We start from the raw sequence: 16,705 nt of genomic DNA on the forward strand, positions 1-16,705 counted from the left end.
ACCCCTGTACTCACCGTGAAAGGGTGATGTCCTAGGCCTCTAGACGATGGGGACCGCGGAACTTCCAAACAACTTCTGCACCACTTCAACGACTAACAAAACCTGGCTGCGATTTTGCTGCTGGTGGAGGTAAGCGGGATCGAACCGCTGACCTCTTGCATGCCATGCAAGCGCTCTCCCAGCTGAGCTATACCCCCGTTGGTGCAGAAACAAGAGTATAGCAAAGAAGTTTCACTCTGCAAATACCCTTTTTCGTCTATGAGCAACTTTTCATAGGGACGGTTTCCGCACGCTCTTTTACGACGATTTGATCGCGATGCTTACAGCCACTTTGCCAGGCGCGCCAGCACGGTGTCGCGGCCGAAGATCACCACCACCTGGTCGATGGCCGGCGTCTGCAGCTGGCCCGTCAAAATCAAACGCAAAGGCATGGCCAGCAGCGGCATCTTGATGGTGTTGGCGGCCAGCACTTCCTTGATCATGGCGGCGACGGCTTCCTTGCTCCACTCTACCGTGGCGATACGCTCGGCGAACTGCGCCAGCACGGGCTTGATGGCATCCGTGATGTGTTGCGTTACCAACTCTGCTTCCGGTTGCGGCGCGCGGAAGAACAGCATCGAGGCGGCAGCCAGCTCATTGACGGTGTTGGCGCGCTCTTTCATCATGCCCAGCACTTGCGCCAGGTCCGGCGCGCCGTCGAAGACGGCGCCGGCGGCAACCATCTGCGGGCGGGCCAGGTCGGCCAGGCGCGTGTTGTCGGCCTGCTTGATATAGTGGTTGTTCAGCCAGGCCAGTTTTTCATTGTTGAACTGGGCCGCCGATTTCGACAGGTGGTTCAGGTTGAACCACTCGCAGAACTGCTCGGTCGAAAACACTTCATCGTCGCCATGGCTCCAGCCCAGGCGCGCCAGGTAGTTCAGCATCGCTTCCGGCAAAAAGCCCTGCGCCGGGTAATCCATCACGCTGACGGCGCCGTGGCGCTTCGACAGCTTCTCGCCGTCCGCACCCAAAATCATCGGCAGGTGGCCGTACAGCGGCAGCGGAGCGCCGATGGCGCGCAGGATGTTGATCTGGCGCGGGGTGTTGTTGACATGGTCGTCGCCGCGGATCACGTGGGTGATCTGCATGTCCCAGTCATCGACGGCCACGCAGAAGTTGTACGTCGGCGTGCCGTCCGGGCGGGCGATCACCAGGTCGTCCAGCTCGCGGTTCGAAATCGTGATCGTGCCCTTGACGACATCGTCCCACGTCACGTCGCCATCGAGCGGATTCTTGAAGCGCACGACGTGCTTGCGGTCGGCAGGGATGGCCGGCAGGGTCTTGCCCGGCTCCGGACGCCAGGTGCCGTCGTAGCGTGGCTTTTCGCCGGCGGCGCGCATGCGCTCGCGCATCGCTTCGACTTCGTCGGGCGAGGAGTAGCAGTGGTATGCAGTACCTTCGGCCAGCATCTGCGCCACCACCTCGCGGTAGCGGTCCATGCGGGCCATCTGGTAGAACGGGCCTTCGTCGTGGTCCAGGCCCAGCCACTTCATGCCTTCGATGATGGCTTGCACCGCTTCCGGCGTGGAGCGCTCCACGTCCGTGTCTTCGATGCGCAGCACGAAAGTGCCGCCGAAGTGACGGGCATACGCCCAGCTGTACAAGGCGGTGCGGGCGCCGCCCAGGTGCAGATAGCCGGTCGGGCTGGGAGCGAAACGGGTGCGGACGGGAGTAGCGGTTGTGGTCATCGAAGTAGTCAGGCTTGAATAAGTAAAACGCCATTTTACTCTGTTGACCGCCGCCGCTCCACAAGCACCGTCACAGCTGCAGCAAGCGCCTTTTTACGTCCTCCGCCTGCGCATGCAGGGCCTGCTCGAACAGGGCGACCAGTTGCGACAAGGGCCGGTGCAGGGGCTTGACCAGGTTTACGGTGAACGGCAGGGATACGCCGAAGCGGCGGATCTGCAAGCCCTGCCCCGCGTAATCGAGCGCCGTGAGCGGATTGACGATGGCCAGGCCCACGCCTTCGCGCACCATCGCGCAGACGGAAGCGGCGCTGTGCGTGTCGAGCGCCATGCGCCGCTCCACGCCTGCCTGCGCGAAGATGGCGTCGATCTGCTGGCGGTAGGGATCGACGGCGGCCAGGCTGATGAAAGACTGGCCCGCGAAGTCGGCCGGCTGCAGCACGGCCTTGCCAGCGAGCGCATGGCCGTCGGGCAGCACGCACACTTCATCGACGGACATCAACACGTCAAACACGGTGCCCGGCGGCGCATTGCCCACTTCCGTCAGGCCGATATCGTGGCGCTGCGCCGACAGCCACTCTTCCAGCAGCGGCGACTCCTGCGGCGTGATGCTGATGCTCACGTTCGGAAAATCGGCGACGAAGCGCTTGCACGCCTGCGGCAGCAGCGACTGGGAAAACACGGGCAGGCAGGCGATCGACAACTGCCCCTGGTCGAACTGGCGCAGGGCCGCCGCCGTGCTGACGATGCGCTCCAGGCCGAAATACGCGCGCTGCACTTCCTCGAACAGCTGCAGCGCCTGGGCCGTCGGGCGCAGCCGCCCCCGTTCGCGCTCGAACAGGGTCAAACCCGTCAAATGCTCGAGGCGCGCCAGCTCGCGGCTGACGGTGGGCTGCGACGTATGCAGCATCGTGGCGGCGGCCGTCACGCCGCCCGTCGTCATGATGGCGCGGAAGACCTCGATATGGCGCAATGAGATAGTCATGCTCATATCATAAATGAATAAGGTAACCCTAAATGGATATTTTATGTTTACAAAGAAAACCCGCATCATGATCGGCACGTAGGTCGGATTAGCGCAAAGCGCGTAATCCGACACCACCTCCGACACCACCCATCACACGATAAAGACAACCACCATGAAACCAGTGCCAGACGCCACCCTCGCCCAACTCGCCCAGGAACACGGCACGCCCCTGTGGGTGTATGACGCGGCCACCATCCGCGCGCGCATCGCCCAGCTGGCGCAGTTCGACACGGTCCGTTTCGCGCAAAAGGCCAACTCGAACATCCATCTGCTCACCTTGATGCGTGAGGCGGGCGTGCACGTGGACGCCGTCTCGCTGGGCGAGATCGAGCGCGCGCTGCAGGCAGGCTTCACGCCGGCGCAAACGAACGGCGCCGCCGGCGTGGTGTTCACCTGCGACCTGTTCGACCGCGCCACCCTGGCGCGCGTGGCGGCGGCCAAGATCGAAGTCAATTGCGGCTCCGTCGACATGCTGCGCCAGCTTGGCCCCGTGTCACCCGGCCACCGCGTCTGGCTGCGCATCAATCCCGGCTATGGCCATGGCCACAGCAACAAGACCAATACGGGCGGCGAAAACAGCAAGCACGGTATCTGGCATGAAGAGCTGCCAGAGGCGCTGGCCGTCATCCGCGCGCATGGCCTGCACCTGGTGGGCCTGCACATGCACATCGGCTCGGGCGTCGACTACAGCCACCTGGAAACCGTCTGCGGCACCATGGTCGACCTGGTGAAAAACATGGGCCACGATATCGAAGCCATTTCCACGGGCGGCGGCCTGTCCGTGCCTTACCGCGAAGGCGAGCAGCCGGTCGACACGGACCACTACTTCCAGCTGTGGGATGCGGCGCGCAAGCAGATCGAGGCGCACCTGGGCCACGCCGTGCACCTGGAAATCGAACCGGGCCGCTTCCTCGTGGCCGACGCGGGCCTGCTGGTGGCCGAAGTGCGCGCCACCAAGCAAATGGGCGGCAACCATTTCACCCTGCTCGACACGGGCTTCAATGAACTGATGCGCCCCGCCATGTACGGCAGCTACCATGAAATGTCGGTCATCGCGCACGACGGCCGGGCACTGGACACGCAACACGCCACCGTGGTCGGCGGTCCCCTGTGCGAATCGGGCGACGTGTTTACCCAGCGCGATGGCGGCGTGGTCGAAACCCGCTTGTTGCCCGCAGCGCAGGTGGGCGACTACGTCGTGTTCGAAGGCGCGGGCGCGTATGGCGCGTCGATGTCGTCGAACTACAACAGCCGCCCGCATGCGGCCGAATACCTGGTCGATGGGGGGCAATCCCGTTTGATCCGCCGCCGCCAGACGGTGGCCGAGCTGATCGCGCTGGAACAACTGTAAAACCGCGCCCGCGTGCGGGCATGCGCATCTGCTAACATCGAGGCAATTCGATGAAAGCCCGCCATGCCCGCCACCACCCTTGCCCGCCGCAGCGGCGTTTTTCTGCTGCCTCTGCTGCCCCTGCTGCTGTCCGCCGTCCTCGCCGGCTGCGCTTCACTGCCTTCGCTGGAAGGCCGCAGCACGTCGACCGTCATCGCCGACACAAAGCATACCCGACTGGCCATGGCCATCGCGCCCATGGTGGCGCAGCATCCCGGCGTGTCCGGCATTTATCCGCTGGCCGATGGACGCGACGCCTTTGCCGCGCGCGCCCTGCTGGCCGCCGCGGCCCAGCGCAGCCTGGACGTGCAGTACTACATCTGGCACAAAGACATCACGGGCACCCTGCTGTTCGACGCCCTGCGCCAGGCGGCCGAACGGGGCGTGCGCGTGCGCCTGCTGCTCGACGATAACAACACGGCAGGCCTGGACCAGACCTTGACGATGCTGGGCAAGCAGGCGAATATCGAAATCCGCCTGTTCAACCCCTTCGTGCCCCGCGCGCCGCGCGCGCTGGCCTTTGCCGCCGATTTTTCCCGCCTCAACCGGCGCATGCACAATAAATCGTTCACGGCAGACAACCAGGCCACCATCGTCGGCGGGCGCAATGTGGGCGATGAGTATTTTGGCGCGGCCGGCGACGTGCTGTTTGCCGACCTTGACGTGCTGGCCGTCGGCCCCGTCGTCGACGACGTCTCGCAGGATTTCGACCGCTACTGGAACAGTGCCTCGGCCTACCCGGCCAGGCTGCTGCTGACCAGCCCAGTCGACGGCGACGCGGCCACCATCGCCGCCGAAGCGGACCGCATCGACGACACCAGGGCGGCCGAGGAATACGTGCAGGCGCTGCGCACTTCGCCCTTCGTCAGGCAGATGATGGAACGCACCCTGCCCTTCGAATGGGCGCAGACGCGCATGGTCAGCGACGACCCGGCCAAGGTGCTGGACAAGGCCCGGCCCGGCACGGGCGTGGCGGAAAACCTGCAAAGCCTGCTGGGCGTGCCGGAAAAGGAAGTGGACCTCGTGTCGCCGTACTTCGTGCCTGGCAAATCCGGCACGCAAGCCTTCACCGACCTGGCACAAAAAGGCGTGGGCGTGCGCATCCTGACGAATGCGCTGGAAGCGACCGACGTGGCGGCCGTGCATGCGGGCTATGCGAAGTGGAGAAAACCGCTGCTGGAAGCGGGCGTGCTGCTGTATGAATCGCGCCGCTCGTGGGAACGGGGCGATGCGCGCGCACAGCCAGGCCACCTGGGCAGTTCCGCCTCAAGCCTGCATGCGAAGACCTTTGCCGTCGATGACACGCGCATCTTTGTCGGCTCGTTCAACTTCGACCCGCGCTCGATCACATTGAACACGGAAATGGGCCTCGTCATCGACAGCCCCGCGCTGGCCAGCCAGCTGGGGCAAGCCATGCGCACCACCATCCCGCAACGCGCCTACCAGGTACTGCTTGGCGACGACGGCGCGCTGTACTGGCTGTCCCGCGACGCCAGCGGCGCCACCACGCGCTACGACACGGAACCGGGCACCAGCGTGTGGAAGCGCATGGGAGTATCGATTCTGTCGGTGCTGCCGATCGACTGGCTGCTGTAAGCGGCTTGACCAACGATGTTGTCGGATTACGCGGCTTCGCCGCTAATCCGACCTACCGCACCGCTTCCGTCAACACCCGCCCTTCCGACGCCGACGGCTGGCGTATGCGCAGCAGATGGGCCAGCGTAGGCGCGATATCGACCACTTCCGCATACTGGCCATAGGCGCCCGGCTTGATCCAGCGGGGACCGAACACCATCAGCGGCACGTTGGTGTCATACGTGTACGGCGTGCCGTGCGAGGTGCCGCCGCTGCCCTTGCCGAAGTACCAGGCCGGCTTGGTGACGACCATCAGGTCGCCCGACAGTTGGCGGTTCCAGGCGCGGCGCATCAGGGTGTCCATGCGCGTGGCCACCGCCCCCGTTTCCATCTGCGTGCGCGTGTAGACTTGCGCCAGGCCGTCCTGCTGCAGCAGGAAGCGGGCCGCCGCGTCTTCCAGGGCGGCGCGATGGACGCCGCTCTTTTCCGCCAGCGCGTAGTCGAGGTAGATATTCGGCAGCGACGACGTCGTCACCAGTTTATCGATGCCCAGGTTTGTCGCCAGGTGCCGGTTCAAGGCATCGACCAGTTTGGCGCCGTCGATGCGCCTGGCGGAAAAGCCCCGCGTTTCGGCAAATTCCGGCACGTTGGCAAAGCCATGGTCGGCCGTCAGCACCACCAGCACGTTGTCCATGCCGACTTTTTTATCCAGGTCGGCAAAGAAGCCGGCCAGCATGCGGTCCAGGCGCTGCAGGTGGTCGTGCGACATCTTGCTTTCCGGGCCGTAGGCATGGTTCACGTAATCGTGCGCGGACAGGCTCACGCCCAGGATATCAGGGACGCCGGCCGGGTTGTGGCCCAGGTTTTCGCCATCGATGGCGGCGCGGGCGAATTCCAGCGTCAGTTCATCGAGGAAGGGGCCGGACTTCAAGCGGCTGTAGTACTCGCCATCGAGCTTGCCGCTGTCGCTGTAGTAGGCGAACGGGAAGGTGTTGCGCGTGCCCGGCTTGGCCGCCACCAGATCATCACGGGCGTCGCGCGCATAGGCCGAATCGGCCAGCAGCGGCGTCCAGCTCTTGCCATAGTAGCGATCCTGCGGCCTGGTGGCCTGGTAGCGCTGCACCCATTGCGGATGCTGCTGCATGTAATAGGTGCTGCTGGCGAAATTGCCCGTCTTTTCCATGTACATATACGCCGTGCCCGTTTTCCCGGCCAGCAGGATGGCGCCCCGGTCCTTGCCCGACACGGTGACGACTTTGGCCTGGTCGCCCGTGGAATAGCGCAGTTCGTCGCCCAGGGTGCTCACGCGCAGCTTGGTCGGCGCCGTGCCGTCATCGGGCTGCGTGTCTTCGCCGATGTAGTGGAAATTGCCATCCTCGGTGCAGTACACGGATTTTTTCGTCACGGGATCGATCCAGTTATTGCCGATCACGCCATGCTGGTACGGGTAGGCGCCCGACAGCACGGCCGAGTGGCCGATGGCGGTGACCGTGATGCCATGCGCCTGGTGCGCATCGCTGAACCACGCGCCCTGCTCCAGCAGGCGGCGGAAACCGCCCTGGCCGAACTGGTCGCGGTAGCGCGTCACCTGTTCCTGCGGCAAGCCGTCCACGACCAATACCACCACCAGCTTCGGCTGCGCCGCCGTGGCGGCAGCGACAGGAGCGGCCTTGGCCGCATGCGCCTGGCATGCCGCCACGCTGGCCACCAGCAGCAGCGCCTGCGCCAGTTGCCGGGAAAGGGAGAAATTTTTCGTCATATCCGCTCATCAAAAGTTAGGCCACCGGGCAGCATACGCCGACTATATGACGTAATGATGACAAAAAGCAATACCATGAAAAAGGCCGGGCTCCATCGCTGGAACCCGGCCTGATGCCGACATGAATCAATATGCGCGATTACTTGACCGTCACCTTGATGCTTTTGCTCAACTCCGGCCCATACGACTGGTGCGCGCCGTTGGCGAACTGCATGGTCAGGGTGTACTGGCCCGGCGGCAAGGTGACGTCCGTTTCCGTCTGGCCTTTGCCGAAATGCAAATGTTTTTCGTCCATGGGGATCATCTCGCCCGCCCTCATCGGCCCGATATTGATGAGCAAATGATGGTGGCCCGTCTTGACCGTCATGTCGCCGGCCGGCTTGACGTCCATGCCCTTGACGGCAAATTTCACCTTGAACGGACTGCTGACGGTGGCGCCGTCAGCCGGTTCCACGAACGAAACGGATTGGGCGAAAGCGCTGGCGGCCAGCAGGGTACCGGCAATCGCGACGGCGGCTTGGCGCAGGAATACGGTGGTCAATTGCATGATGTCTCCTCTTGTTTAGTAACAACACGGACTGCATGAAACCATATTCCTGCCGGTCGTGGCGCCGTGGAAGAGTGAATCCAATGGTGCCACGGTGGTCTTGAAAACCGTAGCGAGCAAGCTCAATATCGGGTTGAGTAACGCAACCGTACTTTAGTACGGTGAGTAACGCCGACCCGAAAGTGAGCTGCGCAGTAGGTTTGCAAGGCCACCCAGCCGCTAATCGTTCTTGATGACGATGCTCGGGAACTTGCTGGTCATATCCTTCGCCTTTTCCGCCACCTTGATCGCGATGGTGCGGGCGATCTGCTTGTAGATGGCGGCGACGGGGCCATCGGGCTCGGCCACGACGGTGGGCGTGCCCGAATCCGTCTGCTGGCGGATCGCCATGGTCAGCGGCAAAGCGCCGAGGAATTCCACGCCGAAGTCCGCGCACATCTTCGCGCCGCCGCCGGCGCCGAAGATTTCTTCCGCATGGCCGCAGTTCGAGCAGATGTGCGTGCTCATGTTTTCCACCACGCCCAAAATCGGAATGCCGACTTTCTCGAACATTTTGAGACCCTTGCGCGCGTCCAGCAGCGCGATGTCCTGCGGCGTCGTGACGATGACGGCGCCGGTGACGGGCACTTTCTGCGACAGGGTCAGCTGGATGTCGCCCGTGCCTGGCGGCATGTCGACGATCAAATAATCGAGGTCGCGCCAGTTGGTCTGGTCCAGCAGTTGCTGCAAGGCTTGCGTGACCATCGGGCCGCGCCACACCATCGGCTCGTCCGGATCGATCATGAAGCCGATCGACGACACTTGCAGGCCGTGGTTTTCCATCGGTTCCATGCTCTTGCCATCGAGGGTCTTCGGCTGACCGCTAATGCCCAGCATCATCGGCTGCGACGGGCCATAGATGTCGGCGTCGAGCATGCCGACGGTGGCGCCTTCGGCGGCCAGGGCCAGGGCCAGGTTGACGGCTGTGGTCGATTTACCCACGCCACCCTTGCCGGAGGCGACGGCAATGATGTTTTTCACGTTGCTCATCGGCTTCAAGCCGCGCTGCACCGTGTGCGAAATGATTTTCGACGACACGCCCACGCTGACGTTGCCCACGCCCGGCAGCACGCGCAGGGCGGCCAGCACGGACTTGCGGATCAGGTCGATCTGGCTTTTGGCGGGGTAGCCCAGCTCGATGTCGAGCGAAATATCATCGCCATCGACCTTCAGATTCTTGACGGTTTTGCTGGAAACGAAATCTTTATGTGTATTTGGATCAATAACCTGGGCCAGCGCGGCCTTGACGTCTTCTACTGTGATGCTCATGTAAATCTCCGTGTGTACTACATATGTGCAATACGCGCAGTCTAGCGCAAATTTGCAGGGCGCGATGGCGGCAAAAGCATCACTTGCCGGCGCGGCATCTGCTCATATTGCCTTTCCGCTGTTAAAATGACCTATTATCCATCCCAAAAGTGCATCAATCATGACTCGCAAGCTGTTCGTCACCACTGCCCTGCCTTACGCAAACGCCGCTTTTCACATTGGCCACATCATGGAATACATCCAGGCCGATATCTGGGTCCGGTTCCAGCGAATGCAACGCGATGGCGCAGCCGGCCGTGAAGTGCACTTTGTGGGCGCCGACGATACGCATGGCACGCCCATCATGATCGCCGCCGAAAAGGAAGGCATCACGCCGCAGCAATTCGTCGCCAACATCGCCGCCGGCCGCGCCCAGTACCTCGATGGCTTCCATATCGCCTTCGACAACTGGTATTCGACCGATTCGCCGGAAAACGTCGACCTGTCGCAATCGATCTACCGCAAACTGCGCGATACGGGCCTGATCGTCACGAAAACCGTCGACCGCTTCTTCGATCCGGTCAAGGGCATGTTCCTGGCCGACCGCAACATCAAGGGCGAATGCCCGAAATGCGGCGCCAAGAACCAGTATGGCGACAATTGCGAAGTGTGCGGCGCGGCCTATCAGCCGACCGACCTGGTCAATCCGTTCTCCGTGTTTACCAATGCGACGCCCGTGATGAAGCCGTCGGAACAGTATTTCTTCAAGCTGTCCGACCCGCGCTGCTTCGAATTCCTGAAAAGCTGGCTGAATACGCCAGGCCGCTTGCAGCCGGAAATGGTCAACAAGGTCAGCGAATGGCTGGGCGAAGCGGGTGAAAAGCTGGCCGACTGGGATATCTCGCGCGATGCGCCCTACTTCGGCATCCCGATTCCCGATGCGCCAGGTAAATTCTTCTATGTGTGGATGGATGCGCCCGTCGGTTACCTAGCCAGCCTGAAAAACTATTGCGACAAGAAAGGCATCGATTTCGACGCCTTCCTGAATGACCCGTCGACGGAACAGATCCACTTCATTGGCAAGGACATCGTTTCCTTCCATTTGCTGTTCTGGCCCGCCATGCTGAAGTTCGCCAATCACCCGGTGATCGATAAACTGAAAGTCAACGTTCACGGCTTCCTGACGGTCAACAACGAGAAAATGTCGAAGTCGCGCGGCACGGGCATCTCGCCGCTGCGCTACCTGGACCTGGGCATGAACCCGGAATGGCTGCGCTACTACATCGCCTTCAAGCTGAACTCGAAAGTGGAAGACCTGGACTTCAACGGCGAAGATTTTGTCGCCCGCGTGAACAGTGACCTGATCGGCAAGTACGTGAACATCGCCAGCCGCTGCGCCGGCTTCATCGCCAAGCGTTTCGACGGCAAGCTGGCATCGACGCTGTCGGAAGGCGCGCAAAGCTGGATCAACCGCGCCCTGACGGTGGACGTCAACGGCGTCATCGTCGAGCGCCAGGCCAGCATCGCTGCGCACTTTGAAAACCGCGAATTCGGCAAGGCCTTGCGCGAAATCATGGAAATCGCCGACATCACCAACCAGTATGTCGATGAAAACAAGCCGTGGATCCTCGCCAAGGATGCGGACAAAACGGCCGAGCTGCACGACGTGTGCACCACGGCCCTGATCCTGTTCCGCCAGCTGACGATCCTGCTGTCGCCGGTCCTGCCGGGCGTGGCGAAGAACGTGGCATCGTTCCTCAACGACGAGCAATTCACCTGGGCGGATACGCAAGTGTTCGGCGACGCCGTCTCGAACAGCATGCTGGGCCGCACCATCGGCGCCTACAGCCATTTGATGACGCGCATGGATGCGAAGATGATCGAAGCGCTGTTCGATGCGCCGCAAGCGGCCGCCGCCATTGCCGCGCCCGCTGGCGATGCCGCCAACGATGCCGCCGCGCCAGCCATTGCCGCTGCCGCCATCGAGGAACTGGCGCCCGAAATCAAGATCGACGACTTCCTCAAGGTTGACCTGCGCATCGCGAAAATCGTCAACTGCGAACTGGTCGAAGGTTCCGACAAGCTGCTGCGCCTGACCCTGGATGCGGGCGAAGGCCGTTTGCGCAATGTGTTTTCGGGCATCCGTTCGGCGTACCAGCCGGAAGAGCTGGTTGGCAAGCTGACGGTGCTGGTGGCCAACCTGGCGCCGCGCAAGATGAAGTTCGGCATTTCCGAGGGCATGGTCATGGCGGCCTCCGCCGCCGACGAGAAGGCCAATCCCGGCATCTACATCCTGAACCCATGGCCGGGCGCCGAACCTGGCATGCGCATCCGCTAAGGACCGATGATGAATATCGTGGTGCGCGAAGCAACGAATGCCGATGCACAGCTGATGGCCGAGCTGACCCGCGCCGCGTGGGCCGGCAAGGTGGTCGCCTCGTCCAGTGGACACCACGAGACGGCGCAGCAGGTGGCAGAGCAATTGCGCCACGGCGGCGGTTTTGTGTTGCTGATCGACGACATTCCAGCCGGTTCGCTGCGCTGGATGCCGCTCGACAGCGACCCCGCCATCTGGAAGATTTCACGCATGGGCGTGCTGCCCGCCTACCGGGGCAGCCACGTCTCGCAGCACTTGCTCGAAGCCATCATTCATCACGGCCTGTCGTGCCAGGCCGAGGAATTGCGCCTGGCCGTGCGGCGAGACCAGCGCAAACTGATCGATTTTTATGCGGCCTTCGAATTCGACCTGGCCGAAGAACTGGAATATTCGCACGCCAACCCCGCCGAACCGGCACCGATGGTGATGCGGCGGTTGCTACGTTATTGATTTTTAGCAATTTCACCCCTGGACTTGCCGATACAACAACCCGCCAAGCAGCATGGCGCGGTAAAATACGGCCGGCTGACCTTACCCATAAGACACTCAGAAGAGAATATGAAACTGCCTGCAAAACACAACAACTACGTATCCGACCACACCCTGTTCATCGCCGAACTGAAGGCCAAGAATCCTGGCATGGAAGCGGGCCAGCAAGCGGGCCGCGCCCTGCTGTGGGACAAGCCGGCCGTCAGCATCGATGAGCAGGAACGCCAGTTGGCGTCGGCCGTCAAGCAACAGGCTTACGTTTACCAGAACAAGAACTAATATCTGGAACCGGCACGATGTTGCCTGAAGAGTCTGCAGTCACGCCGGAAGCCGACGCTTCCGGTACCGGCGCAGTCATCGCGTTGCCCGAACCCGTCGCTAGCGGCGACGGCAGCGGCGACCCTGCAGCATCGGCAACCACGGAGGCGGCACCCGCCGCCGACCCGCTGGGCATCGCCCGCCTGTATGGCGAGCCGATGCTGCGCATGCCGACGGATTTGTACATTCCGCCGGACGCGCTGGAAATCTTCCTCGAAGCCTTCGAAGGCCCGCTCGACTTGCTGCTCTACCTGATCCGCAAGCAAAACTTCAACATTCTCGATATTCCGATGGCGCAGGTGACCCTGCAATATCTGAAATATGTCGACCAGATCCGCGTGCGCAACCTGGAACTGGCCGCCGAGTATTTGTTGATGGCCGCCATGCTGATCGAGATCAAGTCGCGCATGCTCTTGCCTTCACGCAAGAGTGACGTCGAGGAAGATGGCGGCGATCCCCGTGCCGAGCTGGTGCGCCGTCTGCTCGAGTACGAGCAGATCAAGCTGGCCGCCTACGACCTGAACGCCATTCCCCAGTTCGAGCGCGATTTCGTGCGCACGCAGATTTTCATCGAGCAAAGCCTGACGCCCACCTGGCCCGACGTGGAACCGGTGGACTTGCAGCAGGCGTGGCTCGACGTGCTGAAACGCGCCAAGCTGACCCAGCATCACCGCATCAGCCGCCAGGAACTGTCCGTGCGCGAGCATATGTCGAGCATCCTGCGCCATTTGCAATCGTCGCGCTTTGTCGAGTTCAGCGAGCTGTTCGACATCGCCGGCGGCGTGCCCGTGGTGGTGGTCAACTTCGTGGCCCTGCTTGAACTGGCCAAGGAAACCCTGATCGAAATCACGCAGGCAGAACCGTTTGCCCCCATCTACGTCCGGCTGGCCTATTCGCCCGCCTGATATCCTTCCCTTTGTCACTGACCACCGTACAACGGGGTTTTAGCGAAAGCAATCCATGAAAATTATTTCCGACATCGAAGAATTGCGCGACCAGCTCAGCGGACAGCTGCGCACGGCGTTCGTCCCCACCATGGGCAACCTGCATGAAGGCCATCTGTCGCTGATGCGCCTGGCGCGCAAGCATGGCGACCCCGTCGTCGCCTCGATCTTCGTCAACCGCCTGCAATTCGGCCCGAACGAAGACTTCGAGAAATATCCGCGCACCATGGCGGCCGACATCGCCAAGCTGGAAAAGGAAGGCGTGTACGTGCTGTTCGCGCCAACGGAAAAGGAACTGTACCCGGAACCGCAGGAATACCGCGTGCGCCCGCCCGATGACCTGGGCAATACCCTGGAAGGGGAATTCCGCCCCGGCTTCTTCGAAGGCGTGTGCACGGTCGTCACCAAGCTGTTCTCGTGCGTGGGTCCAAGAGTGGCCGTGTTCGGCAAGAAGGATTACCAGCAACTGATGATCATCCGCAACATGGCGCGCCAGTTCGCGCTGCCGACGGAAATCATCGCTGCCGAAACCTACCGGGCAGACGATGGACTGGCCTTGTCGTCGCGCAATATGTACTTGTCGGAAAGCGAGCGGGCGGAAGCGCCGGAACTGTACAAGGGCCTCACCATCGTGGCCGAGGAAGTGCGCAAGGGCAACCTGGCCGTCGGTGAACTGGAACAGGCGGCCATGCGGTTGCTGGACGGCCGCGGCTGGAAATCGGACTACATCGCCGTGCGCAAGCGCGCCAACCTGCAGGCGCCGAGCGCCGCCGAACTGGCCGCCGGCGAACCGCTGGTGGTGCTGGCAGCCGCCAAGCTGGGACAAACCAGATTGATCGACAACCTGGAAATTTAAGCGTCACCTCGACGGGGCCATTCGGCCCCGTTTCTTTCTCTACTTCTCCATCCCTACCAGCTTGAGTTCGGCAAACAGCGGCTTGTTGCTGCCGCGTGCCGCTTGCAACATGTCATAGCTGGCCGCATCGAGCACGATTTCCTCTCCCGCCCACAGCTTGCGCTGATTCGCAGGCAGCCTCAGGCTGCGCAGGATGGCCCGGACCTGGGCCGGATCGGCTGCCAGCAGGCGTATGGCGCGCGCATGGCGCTGCGTGCCCGCGAGGATCGGCAAGCCGCCCTCGGCGCCATGCTGACTCAGGCTGACATAGTCATGGCCGCCCACGCGGTGCAGATAGGCATGCCGGCCGTCAGCTTCGGCAGGCGGTTCCTGCAGCTCGACAGAGGCGACAGTGGTTTGTTCAAGGCTCAAGCCACACGCCGTCAACAGGACTGTGCTCAGGGCCGTGCTCAGGGCGAAAAATAATACGGGTGCTCGGCGCATCGTGCGCTCCTTCTTGTCGGGGGCGGGGACAGAGGTGGAATACTGCAGCGATCATGGGCCAAATTATTTGACATGTAAAGTTAACTTTGGGAAATATTTCCTTCCTCTTCGCAACTAGTTGCGATTAGTCAGTATTGCACAGGATTGCTCCGCTCGGAGCAGGCAAGCGCGGGAGCCCCGCGCGCGAATGGCGGACTGCCCAAAGGCCCTTGTGGACGAAAAAAACGCTGCCGGTTTGCACGGGCAGCGTTTTTCCTGATAACGGTCCAGCCTGGATCAGGCGCCGGCTTTTTCCAGCTTCTCGAAAATCTTGTTCAGCTTTTCATCGAGGGTCGCGGCCGTGAACGGCTTGACGACATAACCGCTGGCGCCAGCTTGCGCGGCGGCGATGATGTTTTCTTTTTTCGCTTCGGCGGTGACCATCAGCACGGGCAGCTTGGCCAGTGCGGGATCGGCGCGGATATGCTGCAGCATCGTCAGGCCATCCATGTTTGGCATGTTCCAGTCCGAGACGACGAAATCATACGATTCCGCGCGCAGCTTGGCCAGGCCCATCACGCCGTCTTCCGCCTCATCGACGTTGGCATAACCCAGTTCCTTCAACAGATTCCGGACAATGCGGCGCATCGTCGAAAAATCGTCAACGACTAAAAATTTCATCTTTGGATCAGCCATGAATAACTCCGTTGTTTCTGTAGCGGTTTGTTAATAATATCGACATGAATGCCGACATTATGGTCGACACTACGGCAGCAAGTTGTAGGATAGCATTTTCGTTGCTTTTAGGCGAACAAACTTGCCTCAGATCATATAAAACGTGGCTTACACGCGCAAAGCACGCATGCCATGCGCCGCCAGGTGTCCCAGCACCATGCCAGGCAGCGCCGTCAGAGCGCCGACCTCATGCGTAGCGCCGACAGCGATCGCCTCGCGCGGCATGCCGAACACCACGCAACTGGCTTCATCCTGAGCAAAATTATACGCTCCTGCGGCCTTCATCTCCAACATGCCTTGTGCGCCGTCCTTGCCCATGCCGGTGAGGATCACGCCGACGGCATTTTTACCGGCCGATTGCGCGGCCGAACGGAACAGCACATCGACCGACGGGCGGTGGCGGTTGACCGGCTCGCCCTGGTCGATCTTGGTCATGTAGTTGGCGCCGCTGCGCGTCAGGGTCAGGTGCGAATGGCCGGGCGCGATGTAGGCGTGGCCGGGCAGCACCCTTTCGCCGCCCGCCGCTTCCTGCACCGAAATCTTGCACAGCGAATCGAGGCGGCGCGCGAACGAGCGCGTAAAGCCTTCCGGCATGTGCTGCGTGATCAGGATGCCGGGGCAATCGGACGGCATCTGCATGAGGAATTCGCGGATCGCTTCCGTGCCGCCCGTCGAAGCGCCCACGATGATCAGCTTTTCGCTCGACGTCAGCGGGCTGCGCAGCGCAGGCAGCGGCGCGGCGACCTTGTCATTGGCCGACGGCAGGGTGCGCGCGCGGATGCGCGCCTTCGAGGCGGCGCGGATCTTGTCGGCGATCATGTCCGTGTACTCGCGCATGCCGCTCTGGATGGAAATCTTCGGCTTGGTGACGAAATCGACGGCGCCCAGTTCCAGCGCGCGCATGGTGATTTCCGAGCCGCGCTCGGTCAGCGACGACACCATCAATACCGGCATCGGGCGCAAACGCATCAGTTTTTCCAGGAAGTCGAGGCCATCCATCTTCGGCATCTCGACATCGAGGGTCAGCACGTCAGGGTTGGTCTGCTTGATCATCTCGCGCGCCACCAGCGGATCGGGCGCCGCGCCCACCACTTCCATGTCGGGCTGGCTGTTCACGATTTCCGTCATGACGCTGCGGATCAGCGCCGAGTCATCCACGATCAATACTTTGATCTTCATAGTTATCCTTCCAGGCCTTGCGGCCCTTATTCTTTA

The 16,705-nt window shown here is 61.9% G+C and carries 15 protein-coding genes and 1 tRNA gene; 7 read left to right on the forward strand and 9 right to left on the reverse strand.

What is annotated here, in order from left to right; translation table 11 throughout:
- Positions 1–121: 121 nt before the first annotated feature.
- From AC54AF_RS19230 to AC54AF_RS19240, 3 genes are all read right to left on the reverse strand, one after another.
- Positions 122–197: transfer RNA gene (locus AC54AF_RS19230), tRNA-Ala, on the reverse strand.
- A 123-nt stretch (positions 198–320) separates the two neighbouring features.
- The gene (gene gltX / locus AC54AF_RS19235) at positions 321–1,727 is read right to left on the reverse strand and encodes a glutamate--tRNA ligase (protein ID WP_496637808.1); all 1,407 of its coding nucleotides are present in this window, start codon (positions 1,725–1,727) and stop codon (positions 321–323) included.
- A 70-nt stretch (positions 1,728–1,797) separates the two neighbouring features.
- Positions 1,798–2,709, reverse strand: coding sequence for a LysR family transcriptional regulator (locus AC54AF_RS19240; protein ID WP_496637809.1), 912 nt, complete (start codon positions 2,707–2,709; stop codon positions 1,798–1,800).
- Between the two features lie 154 nt (positions 2,710–2,863).
- Between AC54AF_RS19240 and lysA the strand changes: the two genes are divergently transcribed.
- Both lysA and AC54AF_RS19250 read left to right on the forward strand, forming a co-directional pair.
- Positions 2,864–4,102: a diaminopimelate decarboxylase gene (gene lysA, locus AC54AF_RS19245; protein ID WP_496637810.1), complete on the forward strand. Its 1,239-nt coding sequence runs from the start codon at positions 2,864–2,866 to the stop codon at positions 4,100–4,102.
- Between the two features lie 63 nt (positions 4,103–4,165).
- Complete coding sequence (locus AC54AF_RS19250) at positions 4,166–5,737, forward strand: phospholipase D family protein (protein ID WP_496637811.1); 1,572 nt, start codon at positions 4,166–4,168, stop codon at positions 5,735–5,737.
- Between the two features lie 52 nt (positions 5,738–5,789).
- Here AC54AF_RS19250 and AC54AF_RS19255 read toward each other — a convergent pair whose 3' ends face one another.
- From AC54AF_RS19255 to apbC, 3 genes are all read right to left on the reverse strand, one after another.
- Positions 5,790–7,475 (reverse strand): alkaline phosphatase family protein, encoded by a 1,686-nt coding sequence (locus AC54AF_RS19255; RefSeq protein WP_496637812.1) that lies wholly within the window; start codon positions 7,473–7,475, stop codon positions 5,790–5,792.
- Between the two features lie 139 nt (positions 7,476–7,614).
- On the reverse strand, positions 7,615–8,022 hold the full coding sequence (locus tag AC54AF_RS19260; RefSeq protein WP_496637813.1) for a DUF4399 domain-containing protein: 408 nt from the start codon (positions 8,020–8,022) through the stop codon (positions 7,615–7,617).
- Between the two features lie 219 nt (positions 8,023–8,241).
- Positions 8,242–9,330 (reverse strand): iron-sulfur cluster carrier protein ApbC, encoded by a 1,089-nt coding sequence (apbC, locus tag AC54AF_RS19265; protein ID WP_496637814.1) that lies wholly within the window; start codon positions 9,328–9,330, stop codon positions 8,242–8,244.
- A gap of 160 nt (positions 9,331–9,490) precedes the next feature.
- On the opposite strand from apbC, the gene metG reads away from it, so the two are divergent.
- The 5 genes from metG (at position 9,491) to panC (ending at position 14,293) form a co-directional block, all read left to right on the forward strand.
- The gene (gene metG / locus AC54AF_RS19270; RefSeq protein ID WP_496637815.1) at positions 9,491–11,647 is read left to right on the forward strand and encodes a methionine--tRNA ligase; all 2,157 of its coding nucleotides are present in this window, start codon (positions 9,491–9,493) and stop codon (positions 11,645–11,647) included.
- Between the two features lie 9 nt (positions 11,648–11,656).
- On the forward strand, positions 11,657–12,136 hold the full coding sequence (locus AC54AF_RS19275) for a GNAT family N-acetyltransferase (protein ID WP_496637856.1): 480 nt from the start codon (positions 11,657–11,659) through the stop codon (positions 12,134–12,136).
- Positions 12,137–12,244: 108 nt separating this feature from the next.
- A complete protein-coding gene (locus AC54AF_RS19280) occupies positions 12,245–12,454 on the forward strand; it encodes a DUF3460 family protein (protein ID WP_034778041.1) in 210 nt (69 codons plus the stop codon).
- Positions 12,455–12,471: 17 nt separating this feature from the next.
- Positions 12,472–13,398, forward strand: a complete 927-nt coding sequence (locus AC54AF_RS19285; RefSeq protein ID WP_496637816.1) for a segregation and condensation protein A — start codon at positions 12,472–12,474, stop codon at positions 13,396–13,398.
- Positions 13,399–13,453: 55 nt separating this feature from the next.
- Positions 13,454–14,293, forward strand: coding sequence for a pantoate--beta-alanine ligase (panC, locus tag AC54AF_RS19290; RefSeq protein ID WP_496637817.1), 840 nt, complete (start codon positions 13,454–13,456; stop codon positions 14,291–14,293).
- Between the two features lie 39 nt (positions 14,294–14,332).
- Here the strand turns inward: panC and AC54AF_RS19295 are convergent, their stop codons facing one another.
- From AC54AF_RS19295 to AC54AF_RS19305, 3 genes are all read right to left on the reverse strand, one after another.
- The gene (locus AC54AF_RS19295; RefSeq protein ID WP_496637818.1) at positions 14,333–14,776 is read right to left on the reverse strand and encodes a hypothetical protein; all 444 of its coding nucleotides are present in this window, start codon (positions 14,774–14,776) and stop codon (positions 14,333–14,335) included.
- 276 nt (positions 14,777–15,052) lie between these two features.
- Positions 15,053–15,451 (reverse strand): chemotaxis response regulator CheY, encoded by a 399-nt coding sequence (gene cheY, locus AC54AF_RS19300; RefSeq protein WP_010396677.1) that lies wholly within the window; start codon positions 15,449–15,451, stop codon positions 15,053–15,055.
- A 147-nt stretch (positions 15,452–15,598) separates the two neighbouring features.
- Positions 15,599–16,669 carry a protein-glutamate methylesterase/protein-glutamine glutaminase gene (locus tag AC54AF_RS19305; protein WP_496637819.1) on the reverse strand — a complete coding sequence of 357 codons (1,071 nt, stop codon included), beginning with the start codon at positions 16,667–16,669 and terminating at the stop codon, positions 15,599–15,601.
- Between the last annotated feature and the right edge of the window lie 36 nt (positions 16,670–16,705).

This window comes from Janthinobacterium sp. JF4, assembly GCF_059617925.1.